This window comes from Erwinia sp. V71 (genome assembly GCF_965644245.1).
In the GTDB taxonomy this organism is placed as follows: Bacteria; Pseudomonadota; Gammaproteobacteria; order Enterobacterales; family Enterobacteriaceae; genus Erwinia.
The window spans coordinates 26,428-48,898 of the sequence record NZ_CBFFRK010000016.1 but is presented as its reverse complement, the minus strand read 5'-3'; the positions used below and the strand labels follow the sequence as shown (position 1 = coordinate 48,898).

At 56.2% G+C, this 22,471-nt stretch carries 18 protein-coding genes; 10 read left to right on the top strand and 8 right to left on the bottom strand.

The window, feature by feature from the left end; translation table 11 throughout:
• Positions 1-195: 195 nt before the first annotated feature.
• Positions 196-1,779 (bottom strand): EAL domain-containing protein, encoded by a 1,584-nt coding sequence (locus ACSZO1_RS06015; RefSeq protein WP_437610520.1) that lies wholly within the window; start codon positions 1,777-1,779, stop codon positions 196-198.
• A gap of 129 nt (positions 1,780-1,908) precedes the next feature.
• Here ACSZO1_RS06015 and ACSZO1_RS06010 point away from each other — a divergent pair, with 129 nt between their 5' ends.
• From ACSZO1_RS06010 to ACSZO1_RS06000, 3 genes are all read left to right on the top strand, one after another.
• Positions 1,909-2,547 carry a TetR/AcrR family transcriptional regulator gene (locus tag ACSZO1_RS06010; protein ID WP_437610518.1) on the top strand — a complete coding sequence of 213 codons (639 nt, stop codon included), beginning with the start codon at positions 1,909-1,911 and terminating at the stop codon, positions 2,545-2,547.
• Positions 2,548-2,605: 58 nt separating this feature from the next.
• The gene (locus ACSZO1_RS06005; RefSeq protein WP_437610516.1) at positions 2,606-3,538 is read left to right on the top strand and encodes an alpha/beta fold hydrolase; all 933 of its coding nucleotides are present in this window, start codon (positions 2,606-2,608) and stop codon (positions 3,536-3,538) included.
• A 231-nt stretch (positions 3,539-3,769) separates the two neighbouring features.
• Complete coding sequence (locus tag ACSZO1_RS06000) at positions 3,770-4,975, top strand: MFS transporter (RefSeq protein ID WP_437610514.1); 1,206 nt, start codon at positions 3,770-3,772, stop codon at positions 4,973-4,975.
• A 58-nt stretch (positions 4,976-5,033) separates the two neighbouring features.
• Here the strand turns inward: ACSZO1_RS06000 and ACSZO1_RS05995 are convergent, their stop codons facing one another.
• On the bottom strand, positions 5,034-5,846 hold the full coding sequence (locus ACSZO1_RS05995) for a TIM barrel protein (protein WP_437610512.1): 813 nt from the start codon (positions 5,844-5,846) through the stop codon (positions 5,034-5,036).
• A 315-nt stretch (positions 5,847-6,161) separates the two neighbouring features.
• On the opposite strand from ACSZO1_RS05995, the gene ACSZO1_RS05990 reads away from it, so the two are divergent.
• Both ACSZO1_RS05990 and iolB read left to right on the top strand, forming a co-directional pair.
• Complete coding sequence (locus ACSZO1_RS05990; RefSeq protein WP_437610510.1) at positions 6,162-7,667, top strand: CoA-acylating methylmalonate-semialdehyde dehydrogenase; 1,506 nt, start codon at positions 6,162-6,164, stop codon at positions 7,665-7,667.
• 70 nt (positions 7,668-7,737) lie between these two features.
• Entirely contained in the window at positions 7,738-8,559 is an 822-nt protein-coding gene (gene iolB / locus ACSZO1_RS05985; RefSeq protein ID WP_437610508.1) for a 5-deoxy-glucuronate isomerase, read from the top strand.
• 155 nt (positions 8,560-8,714) lie between these two features.
• Here iolB and ACSZO1_RS05980 read toward each other — a convergent pair whose 3' ends face one another.
• Both ACSZO1_RS05980 and ACSZO1_RS05975 read right to left on the bottom strand, forming a co-directional pair.
• Positions 8,715-9,551, bottom strand: coding sequence for a MurR/RpiR family transcriptional regulator (locus tag ACSZO1_RS05980; RefSeq protein ID WP_437610506.1), 837 nt, complete (start codon positions 9,549-9,551; stop codon positions 8,715-8,717).
• A 207-nt stretch (positions 9,552-9,758) separates the two neighbouring features.
• Positions 9,759-11,678, bottom strand: coding sequence for a bifunctional 5-dehydro-2-deoxygluconokinase/5-dehydro-2-deoxyphosphogluconate aldolase (locus ACSZO1_RS05975; protein WP_437610505.1), 1,920 nt, complete (start codon positions 11,676-11,678; stop codon positions 9,759-9,761).
• 570 nt (positions 11,679-12,248) lie between these two features.
• Here ACSZO1_RS05975 and iolD point away from each other — a divergent pair.
• From iolD to iolE, 4 genes are all read left to right on the top strand, one after another.
• Positions 12,249-14,189 carry a 3D-(3,5/4)-trihydroxycyclohexane-1,2-dione acylhydrolase (decyclizing) gene (gene iolD / locus ACSZO1_RS05970; RefSeq protein WP_437610503.1) on the top strand — a complete coding sequence of 647 codons (1,941 nt, stop codon included), beginning with the start codon at positions 12,249-12,251 and terminating at the stop codon, positions 14,187-14,189.
• 90 nt (positions 14,190-14,279) lie between these two features.
• Positions 14,280-15,293 carry a Gfo/Idh/MocA family protein gene (locus tag ACSZO1_RS05965; protein ID WP_437610501.1) on the top strand — a complete coding sequence of 338 codons (1,014 nt, stop codon included), beginning with the start codon at positions 14,280-14,282 and terminating at the stop codon, positions 15,291-15,293.
• A 68-nt stretch (positions 15,294-15,361) separates the two neighbouring features.
• Complete coding sequence (locus tag ACSZO1_RS05960; protein WP_437610500.1) at positions 15,362-16,246, top strand: sugar phosphate isomerase/epimerase family protein; 885 nt, start codon at positions 15,362-15,364, stop codon at positions 16,244-16,246.
• 52 nt (positions 16,247-16,298) lie between these two features.
• On the top strand, positions 16,299-17,195 hold the full coding sequence (gene iolE, locus ACSZO1_RS05955; RefSeq protein WP_437610498.1) for a myo-inosose-2 dehydratase: 897 nt from the start codon (positions 16,299-16,301) through the stop codon (positions 17,193-17,195).
• A gap of 156 nt (positions 17,196-17,351) precedes the next feature.
• Here iolE and ACSZO1_RS05950 read toward each other — a convergent pair whose 3' ends face one another.
• Positions 17,352-17,906, bottom strand: coding sequence for a DcrB family lipoprotein (locus tag ACSZO1_RS05950; RefSeq protein WP_437610496.1), 555 nt, complete (start codon positions 17,904-17,906; stop codon positions 17,352-17,354).
• A 105-nt stretch (positions 17,907-18,011) separates the two neighbouring features.
• Positions 18,012-18,677, bottom strand: coding sequence for a 7-cyano-7-deazaguanine/7-aminomethyl-7-deazaguanine transporter (locus ACSZO1_RS05945; protein WP_437610494.1), 666 nt, complete (start codon positions 18,675-18,677; stop codon positions 18,012-18,014).
• Between the two features lie 390 nt (positions 18,678-19,067).
• On the opposite strand from ACSZO1_RS05945, the gene tusA reads away from it, so the two are divergent.
• Positions 19,068-19,313 carry a sulfurtransferase TusA gene (gene tusA, locus ACSZO1_RS05940; protein ID WP_437610492.1) on the top strand — a complete coding sequence of 82 codons (246 nt, stop codon included), beginning with the start codon at positions 19,068-19,070 and terminating at the stop codon, positions 19,311-19,313.
• 47 nt (positions 19,314-19,360) lie between these two features.
• Here the strand turns inward: tusA and ACSZO1_RS05935 are convergent, their stop codons facing one another.
• Together ACSZO1_RS05935 and ACSZO1_RS05930 are read right to left on the bottom strand one after the other, a co-directional pair.
• On the bottom strand, positions 19,361-21,613 hold the full coding sequence (locus ACSZO1_RS05935; RefSeq protein WP_437610490.1) for a zinc/cadmium/mercury/lead-transporting ATPase: 2,253 nt from the start codon (positions 21,611-21,613) through the stop codon (positions 19,361-19,363).
• Positions 21,614-21,731: 118 nt separating this feature from the next.
• A complete protein-coding gene (locus ACSZO1_RS05930; RefSeq protein ID WP_437610489.1) occupies positions 21,732-22,358 on the bottom strand; it encodes a lysoplasmalogenase in 627 nt (208 codons plus the stop codon).
• Between the last annotated feature and the right edge of the window lie 113 nt (positions 22,359-22,471).

The window sequence follows — 22,471 nt, the reverse complement described above, 5'->3', positions numbered from 1 at the left end:
TCGCCCTGTATTAATGTGTTTTCCAAAAGGAGGGCCCACGGCATAAGGTTGCCAGCAGGCAAAATTGTGTATGGCAAAAGGCCATAAATAGCGAGAAAAATACCTGGTTTTTGTGTCGGTAAAACGATATCCGTCTGGTATTAGTATATCGTGTTTACGGAAATTGACAAAACTGGTGAGAAAAACTGATAGATATCAAGGAGTAACAATACCGGGCAGTGGGCGATTTTCCTGCAGCAGCCAGTGAATTAAAGCTTCATTACTCATTGGTCTGGCGTAGAGGAATCCCTGGATAAAGGCAACGCCATGATTTTTCAGATACTGATACTGTAGTGGTGTTTCCACCCCTTCGCCGAGAATCTGCAGATTCAGCTTGTGGCTGAGGTTGATAATCGCATCCAGTACCGGCGTTTCCCCCTCGAGGCACTCGATGGCATTGATGAAACCACGGTCGATTTTCAGATAATCGAGCTGGAAGGTCTGCAGATAGGAGAGCGAGCAGTTGCCGGTGCCGAAATCATCAATGGCGATTTCGATGCCTTCACGGCGCAGCGTTGCCAGTTTTGCCGCCACCTCTTCACCTTCGCTGATCAGACTGCGCTCGGTGAGTTCCAGAATAATCACCAGCGGCTTATGCGCCAGTCTGGCAGCGAAACGACGAATGTCTTCAACAAAGCACGGATGCTGCAGGTGCTCGGCCGCCACATTAATGCCGAGATGGAAATTCGGCGGCACCGGCCAGTGGTCGACATCCTCCGCAATCAGCTCCAGCAGATGCTGGGTCAGCGGAATAATCATGCCTTCGGCTTCTGCGGCGGCGATAAACATATCGGGACGCACCCACTCGCCGTCCGGTCGCTGCCAGCGCAGTAACGCCTCAGCACCCGCGCAACGGCTGCGCTCAGCATCATAAACGGGCTGATAATTGACGCTAAATTCATGGTTACGTATGCCGCGACGGATTTCATCCTGGTACGACATTTTGCGCCGCAGCCAGTTGCTGGCCAGCGCCATCAGCACCAGCGACAGAATCGCCGCCATCGGCAGGAAAGTGAGAAACACCTGACGCCAGGTGCTGAGCGCTTCAGACACCGGTGTGGCGACGCTGATATCAATCGGATAACGCGTGGAGGAAATATGATAAACCGGGGTGCTGAACAGCCAGTGCTGGTCACGCTGTGCGCGACCGGTTTTGATGATGTAGCCATGATCAAACTGCAGTGACACCTGGTAATCGCGCGGCTGACCGAGAGCGTGCATAAAGTCGATCAGATACTGCCCGTCCACCATGGCAAACGCGCCTTCTCCTGACGGTTTCTGGCGGAAAAAGATCACCGCCGGACGCCCCGGGACGCCGGACGAGCCGGAAATAGATTTGTTCATTTGGGGCGGCAGCGGCAGCGCTTTGGGATCGCGGATCATCACGCTAACGGTGCCCGGATTCAGGCCATAAGCGGAGGAGCAGAGCACGGTATTGCCTGCGGTCAGGCCGACGGAACGGAAATACGCGGCGGTGGAGCCAACACGCTGAATCTCACTGCTGACGCTATCGCAGGCGAGATGGTCGTAAGTTTGCAGATAATCGACCATACCCCACGCCAGATCGCTAATCCTTTCCGCCTGGCTTAACACGGCCTGCGCGGTGCCGATCTGCTGGCGTTTTTCCAGCTGCTGCGCGGCGAAATAAGTGAAAACCAGGCACAGCATCAGCGGTAGCAAACCCGCGGCGAGCAGCAACTGCCAGCTGCGTTCGCGTCGCTTTCTTATTGATGCCAGCACTGCAATTCCCCTTGTTTCCGCCTCCGTTACGCTATGTAACAGGATAACATGAGTGTTGCCTTCATTGATTACATTTATAGCACCGTTCTGTGTCATTTGATTTGCATAGAAAAATAAGTTGATTGGGAAATGATCGTTTCCTATATTCATACGATGAACCGACCTTTATCCCCCAGCCGCCGCAGTCCTGGACGCCCGCGTGAGTTTGATCTCGACGCGGCGCTGGATCGCGCCATCACTCTGTTCAGCGAGCAGGGCTACCATGGCGCGTCGATCAGCGCTCTGAGCCAGGCGATGGCCGTTACGGCAGGCAGTTTATACAAAGCGTTTCCTGACAAGCATGCGCTGTTTCTGGCCGCGTTTGACCGCTATCTGCAGGTGCGTGGTGCCCATCTGGCGCAGCGGCTGACGCCACTGAAGGGCGGCAGGGAGCAGATTGAAGGCATTCTGCGCCACTATGCGGAGTACAGCTACGGCCAGGCAGGACAGCGTGGCTGTCTGGTGGTGGCCAGTGCCAGTGAACTGGCGAGCAGCCATGCCGATATCGCTGCGCGTATCGCACAGCTGATAGCGCATTATCGTCAGCGTTTTCAGCAGTGCATTGCACAGGGGCAGCAGGAAGGTACGATTGCCGCAACCGTGGATGCCGTGGCCGTCGCCGGGATGCTGGTATGTATCACCCAGGGCATGCGCGTGCTGGGTAAAACCGGTGCGGGCGAAGATGAGATTAACCGGCTGGTGGCAACGGCGATGACGCTGCTCGGCTGAGTTTTTTTACTCAATTTGGAAATGATCATTTTCTAATTAACTGAAATGGAGAAAGGCCATGCAACCTGATAGTGCTCTGCCGGACCCGGCAATCACCCCTTTTGCCCCCGCAACCTTCTGGCAGCAGTTCCGCCATGCTTCTCTGCAGGTCAATGGCACACGCTTGCACTATGTGACCGGCGGCAGCGGAGAGCCGGTGCTGCTGCTGCCAGGCTGGCCACAGAGCTGGTACGCCTGGCGTTATGTGATGCCGCTGCTGGTTGCTGCCGGGCGGCGGGTGATTGCCATCGACCCACGCGGCATGGGGGATTCGGCGCATCCGGCTGAGGGCTATGATATGGCCAGCGTGGCGCAGGATATTCATCAGCTGATCGTTGCGGAAGGGCTCGGTTGTGTGGATGTAGTGGGACACGATATCGGCAGCTGGATTGGCTACGCGCTGGCCTGTGACTGGCCGCAGGATGTGAAACGGCTGGCGTTGTTTGATGCCGCGCTGCCGGGGATCACGCCGCCTGCCCCTGCGGGTATCCCGTCAGCGGAAGCGAATGTGAAATCGTGGCACTTTGCATTTAACCGTCTCGACGATCTGCCGGAAATTTTACTCAGCGGGCGTGAGAAAGCATTTCTTAACTGGCTGTTTGCCGCCAAAGCCAGCAGGCTTTGGGCGATTGATAGCACCGATCTTGACGAGTATGTGCGGGTGAATCAGCTGCCAGGAGCGCTTCGCGCAGCGCTCAGTTATTACCGCACGGCATTTAGCCCACAGGGGCTGGCGGCAAACCAGCAGCGCGCCACGCGCCAGCTGACGCAGCCAGTGCTGGCGGGCGGCGCGGAGCAGGGCGTCGGCGATGTGCTGTTTACTACCCTGAGCCGCGTGGCGCAACGGGTGGAGGGGCAGATATTCGCCGCGACCGGCCACTATATCCCGGAAGAAGCACCGTCGGCGCTGGTCGCCAGTTTGCTGCAGTTTTACCGGCAGTATCCTGAGTAACTGCTGCGCCAGCCATTCGTGCTGGCGCGGTTTTCCCCTGATTGCGCGCTATCCGGGCCGCACCTCAAATAATTCCCTGTACAGTAAATGGCGTTAAGCTGATGATTTACCAGCAGGAAGCCGCAGGATAGCTGCAATATTGGTCGTTTGTATGACCCGCAAGCGGAAATTAGAGTGTATAGTTATGTCAGCGCCACCCATCCTGTAATCAGAACGCGAGCTTTAAATTTCATGTCCGAGCAACCTGCAACGGAAGCCGCCCAAAGCGGATTTCGCTTAAATCTGCGCATTGTTTCCACCGTTATCTTCAATTTTGCCAGTTATCTGACCATCGGCCTGCCGCTCGCGGTACTGCCCGGCTATGTCCATGATGTGATGGGATTCAGCGCCTTCTGGGCAGGTCTGGTCATCAGTCTGCAATATCTGTCCACGCTGCTCAGCCGCCCTTATGCCGGGCGTTATGCGGATTTGTGGGGGCCAAAGAATGTCGTGATTTTCGGGCTGTGCGGCTGTTTCCTGAGCGGGCTGTTTTATCTGCTGGCGGTACTGAACCTCGACAGGCCCGTGCTGAGTCTGACCCTGCTGTGCGCCGGACGTCTGATTCTCGGCATCGGTCAGAGTTTTGCCGGGACGGGGTCGACACTATGGGGCGTGGCGACGGTAGGTTCACTGCATATTGGCCGGGTGATCTCCTGGAACGGTATCTGTACCTACGGCGCCATGGCGATCGGTGCGCCGCTTGGCGTGGTGATTTATCACGCGGGCGGGCTGATGCTGCTGTCGGTGGTGATCATGGCGATTATCGTTACCGCGATAGCTTTTGCATGGCGGCGTCCGGCAGTGAAGGGCAGCAAAGGCAAACCGATGCCGTTTCGCGCGGTGCTGGGTAAAATCTATGGTTTTGGCCTGCTGCTGGCGATGGGATCGGCTGGTTTTGGGGTTATTGCCACCTTTATCACCCTGTTCTATCAGGATAAAGGCTGGCAGGGCGCTGCGTTTGCGCTGACGATGTTCAGCGCCGCCTTTGTCGGTACGCGGCTGCTGTTTCCCAACAGCATTAACCGCTATGGCGGGCTGAAAGTGGCGATGTGCTGCTTCGCGGTGGAGGCGATTGGCCTGTTTATGGTGGCTGGCTCGTTTGCACCGTGGATGGCGCATCTCGGCGCATTCCTGACGGGGGCTGGTTTCTCACTGGTGTTCCCGTCGATTGGCGTGGTGGCAGTCAAAGTGGTGCCACAGCAGAATCAGGGCAGTGCGCTGGCGGCGTACACCACCTTTATGGATTTATCGCTGGGGATTACCGGGCCGGTGGCCGGTTTCCTGATGAGCTATACCGGTGTGCCGGTGATTTATCTGTTAAGCGGTTTGCTGGTCTGTGTGGCGCTGCTGGTGACGCTGCGTATGCAGCTCAGAACGACCACTGAGACTGCGGGGTAAGCATGCTCCTTCCCCCGCTCGCGGGGGAAGGCTGGCATGGGGGAGGGAACCCACCTTATCAGGCCTGCAACAGTTCAATACTGTGGCGAATTTCGCGCTCGATATCGTCTTCGCTCCAGCTCTCCAGTACCGAAGAGAACGGCTCAAACGCGTAGATACCTTTATAGCCGCGGCTCTCCAGGCGCTTAACCTGCGCCACACTGTTCAGCAGGTCGCCTTCAGTCAGCATAATGCGCTCTTCATCGGTCAGTTCGGCGGTCGGACGCGCATCCTCCACGCCAGAGAGATGCACCAGGCCAATGCCATTCACATCCACAGCCGCAAACTCCTGCTCTGCATTTTCGTACAGATGATGATGGAAGGTATCCAGCACAATCTTAAACGGCAGCTGCGCTTCACGGATCAGCGCCTGCGCCTGCGCGGCAGAACGCAGTGAACTCACCGGGAAGCCGAGTGGCTCCACCAGTCCCTGCACACCATACTTCGCAAACAGTGGCGCGAGGGTTTTCAGCGCAGCGAGCGTGTCGTGCGCGGAAACTGGCGTGCCATCATTCAGCGGACACAGCACCAGCGCTTTCGCGCCCACACCCTGCGCATCTTTCAGCAGACCTTCGGTTTTCGCCAGCAGCGCGTCGCTAATCTGGTTAAACGGATAGACGGCGTTGATGGTGACAATGTCCAGACCATATTTTTCCGCCAGCGCCTTCACTTCCGCGTGGCTCAGGTTGTCAGTCACTTTGCCACCCGGCATATCGTTACGGATTTCAACTTTATGCAAACCGACGCGCTGTACCAGTTTGAAAAACGCTTCAAGGGAGAGCGTTGGCGCGATTTTACGGTTAACACAGAAACGGGTTGGATCAATGGCCATCGTACGGCTCCTTCAGGGCACAAGAGTTAATCACAACAAGAATAAGGGTTGATTTTTAATCTGCGGGGGATGCTGCATAAGAGAACATTTATTTCATGTATAGTGAAATATGGAATGTTGATTTTTAGATCGACTTCGCAAAAAAGAGGTGACTGACCCGCACGCATAAAAGGTGATTACAGTAAAAATGCGATCCATGCCGCTAAAAACGAATTTTCCAAAGAGAAATATTTGAAAAATTTATTTCAATATTATACGTTTTTAGCACGCATTCATGTCATCCATTCGTGTCATCAAAAGTAAAGAGGCAAGAACATGAGTATCACGGGTAACTTTATTGGCGGTAAACAGGTCCTGAGTGCCAGCAATGAATCCATTCCGGTTTACGATCCGGCAACGGGTAAGCAGGTTCGCGCTGTGACGCAAAGCACCGCGGCGGAAGTGGAACATGCCATTGAAGTCGCACATAACGCCTTTGAGGACTGGGCCAACACCTCTCCACTGCGTCGCGCTCGTGTGCTGTTCAAATTCAAAGAGCTGATGGAACAGCACCGCGATGAGCTGGCGGAACTGATTGTCAGCGAGCACGGCAAAGTCTGGTCTGATGCGCACGGTGAACTGACGCGCGGTCTGGAAGTGGTGGAGTTTGCCTGTGGTATTCCGCATCTGATTAAAGGTGAAAACTCACCGGATGTGGGCGGTGGCGTCGACAGTTACTCGCTGATGCAGCCGCTGGGTGTGGTGGCGGGCATTACGCCATTCAACTTCCCGGCGATGGTGCCGCTGTGGATGTTCCCGATCGCGCTGGCGTGCGGTAACACCTTTGTGCTGAAACCACCGGCACTGGACCCGTCTGTTTCTGTACGCATGGCGGAGCTGCTGAGTGAAGCAGGCCTGCCGGACGGCGTGTTTAACGTCATTCACAGCTCTAACGAAGATGCCGAGCAGCTGTATAAAGATCCGCGCGTGCAGGCGGTGAGCTTTGTTGGCTCCTCCGGCGTGGCGGAACATATCTACAAAACCGCCAGCGCATACGGCAAACGCGTGCAGGCGTTCGGCGCGGCGAAAAACCACGCGATCGTCATGCCGGATGCCGATCTGGATGCGACAGTAAACGCGATTATGGGTGGCGCTTTTGGCTCTGCCGGTGAGCGTTGCATGGCACTGCCAGTGGTGGTGGCGGTCGGTGATGAGACGGCAGATAAACTGATCGCCGCCCTGACGCCGAAAATCAAAGCGCTGCGCGTCGGCCCTGGCATTCAGAAAGGCAAAGACGAAAACGAGATGGGCCCGGTGGTTTCTGCGGCGCATCAGAAGAAAGTCCTCGGCTATATCGACAAAGGTGTGGAAGAGGGCGCGAAGCTGGTTATCGATGGCCGCAACTTATCGGTGCCAGGCCATGCCGAAGGTTACTACGTGGGCGGTACGCTGTTCGATAACGTCACTGCGGAGATGGTTATCTGGCGTGAAGAGATCTTCGGACCGGTGCTCAGCATCATGCGTGCGCCAGATTATGAAAGCGCACTGAAACTGGTCAACAGCCATGAGTTTGGTAACGGCAGCGCGATCTTCACCAGCAATGGGCATATTGGCCGTGATTTTGTGCGTAATGTGCAGGCTGGCATGGTCGGCGTTAACGTGCCAGTACCGGTGCCAATGGCATTCCACAGCTTCGGCGGCTGGAAACGTTCCGTGTTTGGCGCGCTGAATGTGCATGGTCCGGACGGTGTGCGTTTCTACACCCGCATGAAAACCGCAACAGTGCGCTGGCCGAGCGGTCATCAGACAGTGGCTGAATTCAGTATGCCTACGCTGGGATAACTAACGACATCCCCGTCATGCTTTGCGCTGCCTGCAGCCCGAAGTATGGCGGGGATACAGGAGGAGCAGGATGTCTTTGCTTGCCAAACGTCAACAACCGGATGCCAGTGGTCGCATCCAGCATGTTACGCCGGAGAGTGCTGGCTGGCGCTATGTTGGTTTTGACGCGTATCTGTTGAAAAAAGGCCAAACCCTGAGTCTGGAAAGCGGTGATAAAGAGCTGTGTCTGGTGCTGGTCGCCGGGCTGGCATCGGTGAAAACCCGTGATGCGGAGTTCCCGAATATCGGCAAACGCATGTCACCGTTTGAACGCACGCCGCCGTACTCCGTGTATGTGCCGGGTGGCGATAAAGTGGAAGTGTATGCCGATTCCGATCTCGAACTGGCGGTGTGTAATGCCCCGGCGGGCAACGGTAATCTGCCTGCGCGCCTGATCGCTCCGGAGGATGTCGGGGTTGAGAAACGCGGTAAAGGGCGCAATCAGCGCCTGGTGCACAACATTCTGCCGGACGACAAACCGGCAGACAGCCTGCTGGTGGTGGAAGTGTATACCGATGAGGGCGACACCAGCTCTTATCCAAGCCACAAGCACGATCAGGAAGATTCGGCTGACGAAACCTATCTGGAAGAGACCTACTACCATCGCTTTAATCCGGAGCAGGGGTTCGCCATGCAGCGCGTGTACACCGACGATCGCTCACTGGATGAGTGCATGGCGGCGTATAACCGCGATGTGGTCACGGTGCCACGGGGTTATCACCCGGTGGCGACGATTGCCGGGTATGATAACTATTATCTGAACGTGATGGCCGGGCCGGTGCGTCTGTGGAAGTTTACCTGGGAGAAGGATCATGCCTGGGTGAACAGCGATGCGTATCCACGTAATAAGTAATATCGCGGAGCAGGGAGGGGCTGTTGGTGATCTCCTCTCCATCTGTTTTCACTGTACGCCCCTTCCCCCACGAAGTGGGGGAAGGCTGGGATGGGGGAGCGGTACGGTGAGGCCTGCAAGATTTCATTTCTCCAGCCCCCATCTTCCATCCCGGTTTATTTCGCGTTATTCAGTGCCAGAGATACCGCCAGCGTCTGCGCCAGGCACAGCGAGGCAACCTGCGAGCGGAAACCATCGACCTGCGCTTCGCGCACCACAAAGCAGACGTCGCTGAACGCGGCCAGCGGGCTAACCTGGCTGTCAGTAATCACAATCTGATGGGCGCCAGACTTCGCGCCCAGCTCGACCACTTCCACCGCTTCGCGCGCGTACGGTGAGTAGCTGATGGCAATCACCACATCTTTCTTGCGCACCATGCTCAGCTGCTCGGTAAACATGCCACCGAGGCCATCAATCAGAAACGCGCGGCGCTCCAGATGACGCAGCGCGTAAGTCAGATAGGACGCCACGCTGAACGAACGGCGCAGGCCAATTACATAGATGTTGTCTGCGTTATTCAGCAGTTCCACCGCTTTTTCCAGCTGTTCCGGGTTGGTGTTCATCGCCAGCTGCTGCAGCGCCTGTGAGTTCACCATGGTGAACACATTAAGGATTTCTGTCGGGCTTTCCGGTGCGGCGGCGTTCTCGTCGGTTGCCGTCTGGCGGAACAGGCGGGCACGCTCGGTATAGTTCACCGTCTCTTCCATCAGATGCTGACGGAAGACCTGTTTCATTTCATTGAAGCCACTGAAACCAAACGCGTTGGAGAAGCGAATCAGGGTTGATGGCGGCACATCGGCCTGCTGGGCAATCGAAGCGACAGTATCAAAGGCGATGCTGTTGCTGTTATCCAGAATATAGCGAGCCACCTGCTTCAGACGTTTGCTGAGGGTGTCATAACGGCGACGGATATCGTCCTGGAGCAGAGAAAGTTGTGTTGGATTGTTGGTCATTAAGTCAGCTCACTAAGAGAATAATTGGCGTTTTGCTGAGCGATATTTTACCCGGATGAATGGAAAATTTCACTTGATGGTGTGAAATGTGGTCTTTATTTCATCGCAATATGAAATAACTCACATAATATGCACAAATATTAATCCTCTTGCCATGCGTCAGCCATAAAAAAGGCGACCCGAGGTCGCCTTGCGCAGATGGTATATTTATTTCGCCGGACGCGCTTCGCGCCAGTAACCAATCAGTGTCAGGTAATTACTCTTCACCTGGCTGATCAGCGCAGCATCATCCAGTTCGCCCTGTAACCACTGGCGTGACGGCTGGCCGAAAATGGTGCGACCGACAGCAAACCCTTTCACCCACGGTGCTCTGGCGGCATCGGCGAAACCAGCTTTCAGCTTCTCTTCCGGCGCATCGAGGCCCAGCAGCAGGATGCCGCGGCAGTGTGGATCGTTCTGCTCAATCAGCCGGCCGATATCATTCCAGCTTGTCAGCGACAGCGGCGGCAGTTTCCACCAGTCAGGCTGAATGCCGAGGCTGTAGAAGTGGCTGAGGATCTCATGGTAGTAGGACTCTTTATGGTCCGGATTGCTTTCTGGCAGAATCACTTCCAGCAGCAGTTCATGGCCGGACTTGTTGCAGCCACGCCAGACGTCGAGGATCAGTTCATCCTGCTCTTGGCGCAATTCCGCGCTGTCATGCGGATGATAGAACACCAGGCATTTCACCACGTGCTCCTGTGGCCAGTCGATCAGCTGGGAGCCAATATTGCCATGTTCCAGGCGCAGCGGACGGGAACTCGGCAGTTCAATCGGGCGGCCAATCCACCAGCCTTTGCCGGTAATCGCATTCAGTGCGCCCTGACCATAGGTGGTATCGGCGAGGATGCCGCTACGGTTGTCGAGACCGGCTTCCGCCGCCGCTTCTTCCGCACCCTGCAACAGCAGTTTTTTCAGCTGTGGAATACGTGATTCATCCACGCCCGCCTCGCGCGCCATATCCGCCAGCTGTTTACGGTGGTCGAAGGCGAAGATATTCAGCTCCGGCCACTGCTGTTTACGGGTGGTGACGCGATGCAGGTGATTCAGGCGCGGGTCGAGATCCGGACGTTTCACCGCGTTGTCGCGTGACAGGAAGTCATCCAGTTCTTCTTTGGTCGGCATCGCCGGGGCGCAGCCGTGGCGGGAAACCACCAGCGCGCCACAGGCATTGGCATAACGGCACGCCTGTTCCCAGCCTTCATCATTCAGCCAGCCGCGCAGCAGGCCGGACATAAAGGCATCACCTGCGCCCAGCACATTCAGCACTTCAACGCGTACGCCGCTGTGCAGTTTGGTCGCGTCCCAGCTGTCCGGGATAGCGCCTTCAAACACCACGCAGCCGAGCGGACCACGTTTGCACACCAGAGTCGCTTTGGTCGCCTGACGCACATTTTTCAGTGCCGTCAGGGTGTCGGTGCTGCCACCGGCAATATGGAACTCTTCTTCGGTACCCACCACCAGATCAAAGTAGTGCAGCACTTCCTGCAGCTGACGGGTCACGTCCTGGGATTCGATAAAGCGGGTTTCGCCGTCACCCAGTGAGGTCAGTCCCCACAGTACCGGGCGGTAGTCGATATCCAGTGCGGTGCGCAGTCCATGGCGGCGGGCAATATCCAGTGCTTTCAGCACCGCGGCGCGGGTATCCGGGTGCGACAGGTGAGTACCGGTAATTGCCAGCGCGCGGGAAGAGGCGATGTACTCTTCGCGGATGTCATCCGGCGTCAGGCCCATGTCGGCACATTTTTCACGGTAGAAGATCAGCGGAAAGGTATCTTCATCTTTAATACCGAGGATCACCAGCCCTGTCAGGCGCGTTTTATCGGTGATCAGGGATTCGGTATCGCAGCCTACGCGCTGCAGTTCTTCCCGCAGGAAGCGACCATTATGCTCATCTCCCACACGCGCCAGCATGCCTGATTTCAGCCCCTGAATTGCGGTGCCGTAAGCGACATTGCCGGACGAGCCGCCAAGGTATTTGGCGAATGACGACGTATCTTCCAGCCGCGCACCGATTTGCTGGCCATAGAGGTCAACGGCGATGCGCCCGATACAAATCACATCAAGCCGTTTCTGTTGTGTACTCATACCTGTGTTTTCCTTCTGTGATAAGCAGGCCTTGCCGGGTTTCTCCTGAGCTATAACGCTAGGTGAAGGGAAAATCGAAAGCCGATCAAGCCGGATCTGACATGTTTTGCAGTATGAGGAATAAAAATTCCAAATTCAATATGAAATGAAATTATCACCCCAAAATTGTGAACCAGGTAAAACTCTGGCGATCCCTGTTTCACCGTCTGCTTTTTTTTCACCGCTTCACGGCTGACAGAAGCTGTGAGCGATGTCTCAACTCCCTGCGGCGCTTTGGTGGAAACTATTGAAGTGAAATGAAATTTCCTTTTCAGCTGTTAAGATGGCTGAATGTTTCAGTTAACAGCAGGAAAACGCCAGGTTAAGTCCCGTTTCATCACAGAATTTGATCTCTCTCGCAAAATGAAATGTTTTTTCTGTAATCGTGTTTAGTGGAAAAAATATTTGTTTATAATCGCCTCACGTTTCAATTATCAGTCGCCGCGTTGTCACCATTCGCTGTCGGCGGCCTTGCAGACGAACTGTGGCATGTCTGTTTCAGACGCGCCCTTTACGGTAAAGGATGAGCACATGGGCAAGATTAGATTAACCACGGCACAGGCGCTGGTTAAGTTTCTGGATAACCAGTATCTGTCAGTTGACGGAGTGGAAACCAAATTTGTAAAAGGGATTTTCGCCATCTTCGGCCACGGTAATGTGCTCGGTCTGGGCCAGGCGCTGGAGCAGGACAGTGGCGATCTGGTGGTGTACCAGGGGCGTAACGAGCAGGGCATGGCACATGCGGCGATTGGCTTCGCCAAACAGAAGCTGCGCCGTGAAATTATCGCCTGCACCTCATCTGTCGGCCCTGGCGCGGCGAACATGATTACCGCTGCCGGTACTGCCACCGCCAACCGTATTCCGTTGCTGCTGCTGCCGGGCGATGTGTTCGCGACCCGCCAGCCGGACCCGGTACTGCAGCAGATTGAGCAGAGCCACGATCTGAGCATCAGCACCAATGACGCCTTCCGTGCCGTCAGCAAATACTGGGATCGGGTTAACCGTCCTGAACAGCTGATGACCGCCTGCATTAACGCCATGCGCGTACTGACCGATCCGGCGGAAACCGGCGCGGTGACGCTGGCGCTGCCGCAGGATGTGCAGGGTGAAGCCTGGGACTTCCCGGAGTATTTCTTCCAGAAACGTGTGCACCGTCTGGAGCGTCGCCTGCCGACCGCTGCTCAGCTGGATGATGCGCTGAAACTGCTGGCCGGTAAACGTAAGCCGCTGATTGTCTGCGGTGGCGGGGTGAAATACTCCGAAGCCGGTGAGGCACTGCGCCAGTTCGCGGAACGCCACCAGATCCCGTTTGCTGAAACCCAGGCCGGTAAAGGCACGATTGTGTCTGACCACCCGCTGAATGTCGGCGGTGTCGGTGAAACCGGCTGCCTGGCGGCTAACCTGCTGGCGAAAGAGGCCGATCTGGTGATCGGCGTCGGCACCCGTTACACCGACTTTACCACTGCGTCGAAATGGATTTTCCAGAACCCGGACGTCAACTTTATCAACATCAACGTCAGCAGCTTCGACAGTTATAAGCTGGATGGTGTGCAGGTGGTCGCGGATGCGCGTGAAGCGCTGAATGCGCTCAACGAGCGTCTGGCGGCGCAGGGCTTCAGCAGCGGCTGGGGCGAGAAAGTTGAGCAGGCGCAGAGCAAGCTGCTGAAAGAGACGCAGCGTGTCTATCAGGTGGAGTTCACCGGTGACGGCTTTATTCCGGAAATCGCCGACAATATCGACCGTGAAGCGCTGTTCGCAGAATTTAAACGCCTGACCAGCTCCGTACTGACCCAGAGCAGCGTCCTTGGCACGCTGAACGAGCAGCTCCCAAAGGATGCGGTGATCGTCGCCGCTGCGGGTAGTCTGCCGGGCGATTTGCAGCGCGTCTGGCGTACCCGTGATTACAACAGCTATCACGTGGAGTATGGCTACTCCTGTATGGGCTATGAAGTGAACGCTTCACTGGGCGTGAAGCTGGCGGAACCGCAGCGTGAAGTCTACACCCTGCTGGGAGATGGCTCCTTTATGATGCTGCACTCTGAACTGGTCACTTCGATTCAGGAAGGTGCCAAGATCAACGTGGTGCTGTTCGATAACATGACCAACGGCTGTATTAACAACCTGCAGATGGAACACGGCATGGACAGCTTTACCACCGAGTTCCGTTTCCGTAATGACGAAAGCGGCAAGCTGAACGGCGGTTTTGTACCGGTCGACTTTGCGGCGATTGCGGCGGGCTATGGCTGTAAAACCTATCGCGTCACCACGCTGGCGGAGCTGAAACAGGCGCTGGAAGATGCGCGCAAACAGACGGTTTCCACGCTGATTGATATCAAAGTGCTGCCAAAAACCATGGTGCACAAATACTTCAGCTGGTGGCACGTCGGCGGCGCACGCGTATCGACCTCCGAACGTGTTGATGCCGTGGCCAGAATGCTCGACGAACATATTGAACAAGCGCGTAAATACTAAAAAAACTCCCCCGGGCGCTGCGGTCTGAGGCCGCAGCGCTAATTAACACTTACTGATTACTAACCCTACTGATTATTTTTCGGAGATATCATGACGCTACGTTTAGGTGTTATCGGTACTGGCGCTATCGGTCAGGAACACATTCGCCGCTGCAGCAAAGTGCTGCAGGGAGCAAAAGTGGTGGCCGTGTCCGATATCAATGTTGACGGCGCAAAAGCCGCGCTGCAGCGTTTAGGTCTGGAAGCTGAAGTCTATGCCGATGGCCACGACGTGATTAAATCCAGTGATGTGGATGCAGTGCTGGTCACCTCCTGGGATCCGACTCACGAAGAATTTACCCTGGCAGCGATTGCCGCAGGCAAGCCGGTGTTCTGTGAAAAACCACTGGCGATGACCGCCGAAGGCTGCCGCCGCGTGGTGGATGCCGAGATCGCTCATGGCAAACGTCTGGTGCAGGTGGGCTTTATGCGTCCGTTTGATGCCGGCTACCGCGCCCTGAAAAAAGTGATCACCGACGGCGAAATTGGTGATCCGCTGATGCTGCACTGTGCACACCGTAACCCGACGGTGCCGGAAAACTACACCACGCCCATGGCGATCACCAACACGCTGATCCACGAGCTGGATGTGCTGCGCTGGCTGACCGAAGACGACTATAAATCCGTGCAGGTGGTGTATCCGCGCACCACGTCTAAGTCACACGCCAGACTGAAAGATCCACAAATCGTCCTGTTTGAAACCCAGAAAGGTATCCGCATTGATGTGGAGATCTTTGTTAACTGTACCTACGGTTATGACATTCAGACCGAAGTGGTCGGTGAGCTGGGTATCGCGAAGCTGCCAGAACCCGCTTCTGTGCGCCTGCGTAAAGACGCCAAACTGTCTGACACCATTCTGGTGGACTGGAAAGATCGCTTTATCGATGCCTATGACGTCGAACTGCAGGCGTTCATTAACGATATCGCAGCGGGCAAACTGACCGGCCCATCGGCATGGGACGGCTATGCCGCGTCTGTTGCCGCCGACGCCTGCATTAAAGCGCAGGAGAGCGGGGCGATTGAGCCCGTGGAACTGCCTCCGCGCCCGACGTTCTACGATAAGTAAGTTTTCAGTGGTCGCCCGCGTGTGGCGGCCACGCCGCTAACCCTTACTGATTCTTCAGGGAGAGACTGATGAAAATCGCGTTTGATGTTGATGTCATTCGAAATTTAGGCATCACCAGAATGGTTCACCAGGTTGCTGAATGGGGCTACAAGTATATTGAGCAGTCGCCGCATCCGCAGATCAACCCGTTCTATAAACACCCGAAAGCCAGTCGTGAAATTATGCGGGAATACAAGAACGCGCTGAATGCAACCGGCCTGGAGATCTCTTCGTTCATCACGGTGTACCGCTGGTCGGGCCCGAATGAAGCGCGTCGTCAGGCAGCGGTGAAAAACTGGAAACGCATGATCGAAATCGCGGTGGAGATGGGCGTGCAGGTGATCAACACCGAGCTGTCCGGTAACCCGAACGAGCCGGAAATCTGCGAAGAGATGTTCTATCGCTCGATGGATGAGTTGTTGCCTATTTTCGAACGTGAAGGCATTCGTTGCGAAATTCAGGCGCATCCATGGGATTTCTGCGAAGAGAGCAATGAAACCGCCGATATCGTGAAATCGTTCCGCAGCGAGAACGTGAAATATATCTACAGTGCGCCACACACCTTCTACTACGACAAAGGTGTCGGCGATGTGAAGGGCATGCTGGAGTATGCCGGTGACGATCTCTCGCATATGTTGATCGCCGATACCATGAACCATACCAAACACTGCCGCTACATCGTTAACCCGCCGGGTGTGGACGCCACTATCCATCAGCATGTCGCCGTGGGTGAAGGGGAAGTTAATTTCGACGCCCTGTTCCAGACGTTGCGCGATATCCGGTTTTCTGACCGTACGTTTAAAGTCGGTGGCGAACCGATCATTTCCGCTGCCCTGTTCGGTTACCCGGAAAAAATGCCGGTACAGGCAGTACAAACGCGCGAACTGATCGAACGCGAACTGCTGAATAAATAACAACACAAGGCGGCGCTGACGCCGCCTTTATTTCATGTCAGAGGCATGATTTATGAACAAAGATAACGTGAAGCTGGCGATTGCGCCGATTGGCTGGACCAACGATGACATGCCCGATCTGGGTAAAGAGAACACCTTCCAGCAGATTGTCAGCGAAATGGCGCTGGCGGGTTTTACCGGCAGTGAAGTTGGCAGTAAATATCCGCGTGACCCGGCGGTGCTGAAGCCGATGCTGGAGATCCGTGGCATTCAGATCTGTAATGCCTGGTTCAGCACCTTTTTCGCCCAGGGTGATAAAGCGAAAACCATCGACGAATTCACCAACCATATGAATTTCCTGCATGCGATGGGCGCCAGAGTGATTGGCTGTTCTGAGCAGAGCAAAAGTATTCAGGGCACCACGCTGGCGGTGCTGGAGCAGAAACCGCACTTTACCGATGACGAGTGGCGTCTGACCGCAGAAGGCTATAACGAGCTGGCGAAAATCGCGACCGCGAAGGGCATGCAGGTGTGTCTGCATCATCATATGGGCACCGGCATTCAGACCACGGAAGAAGTGGATCGCTTTATGGCGCTGACCAACGATGACGTGTATCTGCTGTTCGATACCGGTCACGCTTACTACTCTGAAGGCTCACAGGAAAAGATGCTGGCGTTGCTGCAGAAATATCTGCCGCGTATCAACCATGTGCATTTAAAAGATGTGCGTGATGAGATTGTGGCGCAGGTGCGTAAAGAGAAGCTCTCTTTCCTCGATGGTGTGAAGAAAGGCACCTTTACTGTGCCGGGTGATGGCGTGATTGACTTTAAACCGGTGTTTAAAATCCTCGACGACTACGGCTACAAAGGCTGGATGGTGGTGGAAGCGGAGCAGGATCCGGCGCTGGCCAATCCGTTTGAGTATGCGGTGAAGGCGCGGAAATATATTCGCGAAACAGCGGGGCTGTAGTCTTTAACGCCCCCTCCCCCATAAAATGGGGGAGGGCTGGGGGAGCTGCCTGATGCAATTCTGCAAGTTGTTCCCCCATCCTGACCTTCCCCCACATCGTGGGGGAAGGGACAAGTCCGTGCGGGCATTCAGATATCGGTAAGTCGCCCGCCTGCGTTATTTCACTGTCACTGACTGAATAATACTTTCCGCTTCACTCTGCGCCTGCTGCTGGTTATCTGCAGGCAGACTGATCTGCAGTGTCACCAGCTTGCCATCCACCTTAGTCAGCAGCACGGAAGACCAAGACGTCTGGTTGTTGGCGGAAATCACCGTATCCAGCTGGTGTGCTGGCTGACCTTTCAGGTCGACCGCCTTGCTGGTCACCACCTGCAGCTGCGCGTCACGATTGCGCTGCTGGCTTTCCAGACGCTGCGCCAGTACATCCAGCGCATCGCTGGTGGCGTCGCCTTCAATCACGATAATCGCTTTCTGGCCGCTTTCGTTGGCATAGACATGCATGTTATTTGATGGCGTGCCCAGTTTGCCGCTTTTATCTGACATCCCCGCGGGCAGCGAGAAGCTCAGTTTACCTTCCATCAGATTGACGGTTTGCGCCGACTGGCTGCTGCTGACGCCATTATCGTTGGCAGCCTGGTCATCTTTCGCGTCACAGGCGGCTAAACCCACCACCAGTAAACTGATTCCTACATATTTCGCAAAGTTACGCATCAGGTTCCCTTATTGAGTCGCGTATCGATTTTCAGGCATTAATACAAACTGAATCAGACAGTAAAAGCAACCAACAGACTGTCACAGAGTTTTAAGCCGCGTGATTCAGCCGAAATTCAGCGTGCGTGGATTGCTGCGCTCCGCCAGGCGTTTCAGCGTCGCATTCAGCAACACGCCGTAAGCTGGCAGGAAGAACACCATGCAGATCAAAATTTTAAAGCAGTAGTCCACCATCGCGATTTCCATCCAGTGCTGTGCCATAAACGGATCCGGGCTCTGGTAGAACGCAATAAAGAAGAAGGCGAGTGTGTCACTGATGTTGCCAAGGAACATCGATGCCGCCGGGGCGACCCACCAGCTGGCTTTCTGACGCAGGCGGTTAAACACATGCACATCGAGGATCTGGCCAAGGGCATAGGCCATAAAGCTGGCGCAGGCAATACGGGCGACAAACAGGTTCATCTCGCGCAGTGCCGCCAGGCCCTGCCATTCACCCTGGTAAAACAGGGATGAGAGCGCGTAGGAGATAAACAACGCAGGGATCATCACCACCAGAATAATGCGTCGTGCCAGTGGCGCGCCAAAAATACGCACCGTCAGGTCAGTCGCCAGGAAGATAAAGGGAAAGCTGAATGCCCCCCAGGTGGTGTGGAAGACGAAAATGGATACCGGCAATTGTACCAGGTAGTTACTGGAAGTAATCACCAGAATATGAAACAGGGACAGCAAGCCCAGCGCCCAGGCGCGCTGATGCGGAGTAAACGAAATCATCGATGTAACCTTTTTAAACGTGGGGTGAGGGAACCCAGTGCTTTAATGTTCGGGCTATCTTGTTTGTCAGTTTGATCCCGGGCAGTGCCGCCACAAGATGCTTTAGCATCTTGAACGCCTGCCAGGGCGACCCGGAGGGCGAGCGTAGCGAGTAAGCTCACGTACTTCAGTACGCTCCGCTGGCTGCGCGCTGGCCGTATCCAGACTGACTGCACCGATAACGCCCTTGCTTCGCACTATTTGATGCGAAGAGGCGGAATCTTACGCATTCCGCTTCGCAATGCAATGGTTAATTTTAGCGCAAACGTTAACGTCGGGCATCTGACTTGCACGTCGAATGTCCGGCGGTAGAATAGGCGGCAATCTGGTCTGTTACCTAATGAGAGTGTTATGAGCGATATTTTCGCGAATCCTGATCAAACCCTGGATGCGCTGGGTCTGCGTTGTCCGGAGCCGGTGATGATGGTGCGTAAAGCGGTGCGGCTGATGCAGGACGGGGAAACGTTACTGGTGATTGCCGACGATCCGGCGACTACCCGCGATATTCCTGGCTTTTGCCGTTTTATGGAGCATACGCTGGTGGCGCAGTCGGTTGAGCAACTGCCGTATAAGTATCTGCTGAAGAAAGGGCGCTAACTCGTGATACGGGAGAGGAAGCCGTGCCGTGCTTCCTCTCCATAGCGTTATTTCTTCTGTAACAGCCGCAGCGCATTCGCCGTCACCAGCGCCGTTGCCCCTGAATCCGCCAGCACTGCCAGCCACAAACCGGTGATACCGAGCAGCGTGGTGATCAGGAAAATCCCCTTCAGCCCCAGCGCAATGGCGATATTCTGCCGGATATTGGCGTGGGTGGCGCGCGACAGGCGAATCATTGCCGCCAGACCACTGAGATGGTTATGCGTCAGTGCGGCATCAGCGGTTTCCAGCGCCACATCCGTCCCGCTGCCCATCGCGATGCCAATGGTGGCAGCTTTCATGGCGGGTGCATCGTTAATGCCGTCACCGACCATCGCCACCGGCTGCTGCTGATTCAGTTCAGAGACTGCCTGCACTTTATCCGCAGGCAACAAGCTGGCGCGGTAGCTGATGCCCAGCTCGTCTGCGATGGCGGCGGCGGCACGCGGATTATCACCGGTCAGCATCACGCTGTGCACATCCAGCGATTTTAACTGGTCGATGGCATCACGCGCATCCGGGCGCAGGGTATCGCGCAGGGCGATCAGGCCAATGGGTTGCTGATCTTCCAGCACCACCACCACCGTTTTACCCGCGGACTCCAGCTCAGCAATTTGCGCCTGCTGCGCGGCATCCAGCTGCGACACGCTACCTGGTGCGCTGATCAGCACGTGACGTCCATTGACCCAGGCTTCCACTCCGCTGCCCGCCAGTGCGCGTTGTCCTTCAGCCGCTGGCAGCGGCGCGTTCAGTGTGGCCGCATGTGCCACGATGGCCTGCGCCAGCGGATGTGAGGAGCCGCTTTCCACCGCGGCAGCATGCAGCAGCATGCGCGTCTCATCGGCGTGATTCAGCGCCACCACCTCTGTGACCCGTGGCTTACCCTGGGTCAGCGTACCGGTTTTATCGAACGCGATAGTGCGTACCGAACCGAGGCTTTCCAGCGCCGCCCCCCCTTTAATCAGCGCACCACGGCGTGTTGCTGCCGCCAGGCCGGACGTGATGGCCGCTGGCGTTGAGATCACCAGTGCACACGGGCAGCCAATCAGCAGCAGCGTCAGACCTTTGTAGATCCACGGCTGCCATTCGGCGGCCAGCAACAGTGGCGGGATCAGCATTACCAGCAGCGCCAGGGCGATAATCGCCGGGGTGTAATAGCGGCTGAAGCGGTCAAGGAAGCGCTCAATCGGCGCGCGGCGCTCTTCAGCTTCTTCGATCAGATGCAGAATACGGTCAATGGCGCTCTCGCCACTGCGGGACACCACTTCCATTTTTACCTGGCGGTCAACGCTGGTGCAGCCTGCGGCGACTTTTTCGCCCTGCTGACGCTCTACTGGCACTGATTCACCGGTCAGGGCGCTTTCATCAAAGCTGGCGAAGGCGTCAAGCAGGCGCGCATCGGCGGGCAGGCGTGCGCCCGCAGCCACTTCGATAATATCGCCCGGGCGCAGGGCATCGACGGCTACCGTTTCGCGCTGTTCACCACGCAGGCGTACCGCTTCATCCGGTTTCAGCGCCATCAGCGCGGTCACGCCACGGCGTGCGCGCCCGGCGGCAAAGGCTTCCAGCCGTTCTCCCAGCAGAAACAGCAGCAACACCATCGCAGCTTCAGCGCTGGCGCCAATAAACAGCGCACCAATGGCGGCGATGGTCATCAGGGTTTCGATGGCGAATGGCGTGCCGCTGCGGATCAATTGCAGTGCTTTACGTCCCACCGGCCAGATGCCCGCCAGCGTGGTAGCGATAAACGCCAGACGGCCGCTGGTGGCATCGACGCTGCTGAGTAACCAGCTGGCCAGCATCAGCAGGCTGACGAGAATAATGGTGCGGTTTTCCTGCCAGAAGCTGGCGTTTGGCGTCGTGCCCTGCGAGCTTTTCAGCCGGAATCCGGCCTGAGTGACGGCCTGTTCGACCTGCTGGCGAATGTCCCGCTGTGCGCTGACCACCAGTTTTTCCGTCGCAAACAGTACGCGCGCATGGTCAATGCCTTCCAGCCGCTGCACCGCGGCTTCAATTTTACGGGCGCAGCTGGGGCAATCCATGCCGCTGATTTGCCAGCTAAAACGTTGCCCGTCGCCGGGTAGCTCACCTTCGTCGTCGGCGGTGTCGCCCGAACTGCAACTGCTGTCCTGGCAGCAGGCATCTGGCGTACCGGCGGCGGAAACGGTGGTGATTTTCTGGATAACCGGACGTGCCACGCTGCTGCATGCCGGTTTGTTCGCTGCTTTGCGTGTGCTGCAGCAGGAAGAGTGTTCGTGCATAGCGCCTCCCGAGGGTCAGAAATGGCGGGCGTGGTTGCCCGCCTTTTCTGCATCCTACACTCTGGAGTCAACTCCAGAGTCAAGCGCCAGATGCGAATTTTTCTCAATCGTCGTCAGATTACAGCCACAGTGAACGGACAATCAGGAAGTGTCCGGCAAAGTAGCAGGCGGCGACAATGGCACGATCGGCAGCAAAACGGCGGCGATAATGGCTGAAAAACCAGACTGCATTCGCCAGCAGTAACAGCAGTGAACCGGCCAGCAGCGTGAAGCTGTGCGCGGTCGGCGCAAAGTAGTATTGCTCTGCTGCCAGCCACAACATCACCAGCGTCATCCCGATAAAGGTACAGACCGGCCAGCGCAGCTCTTCAAGGCGTGTCCACAGAGTGGCGATCAGCAACAGACCGACCAGCAGGATCACCAGCGGAATCGGCCAGAAGAAGCTGAGCGTCATATGACTGGCGAAGTTAAGGGTGTACAGCAGATGAGAGAGGAAAAATGCGCCGACAGCATACATCAGGCGTTGTTGCGGCAGCAGCGTCAGGGCGTCACCCGCCAGCGTCGCCAGCAGTCCCAGCAGAATCAGATAGTCACTGGTATTGAGCCCCGGCGCCTGCCACGCCCAGGCCAGTAACAGCAGCATGGTGACCGGTTTAAACACCCAGCGTTGCCATTGTGGGCCGCGATAAGTGGCATCGACATACAGCCAGCCCGAAAAGAGCACGGCTAAAAAGGACCAAAGCATAGTTTTTCCCTTTTATGGCGGACGCCGGGCCTGAAACAACCGGTCGGGCTGTCCGAATCAGCACTGTTTTTCCCCGAAATAGCGATCTCAGTTTAGGTTATGGGCCGCGGATG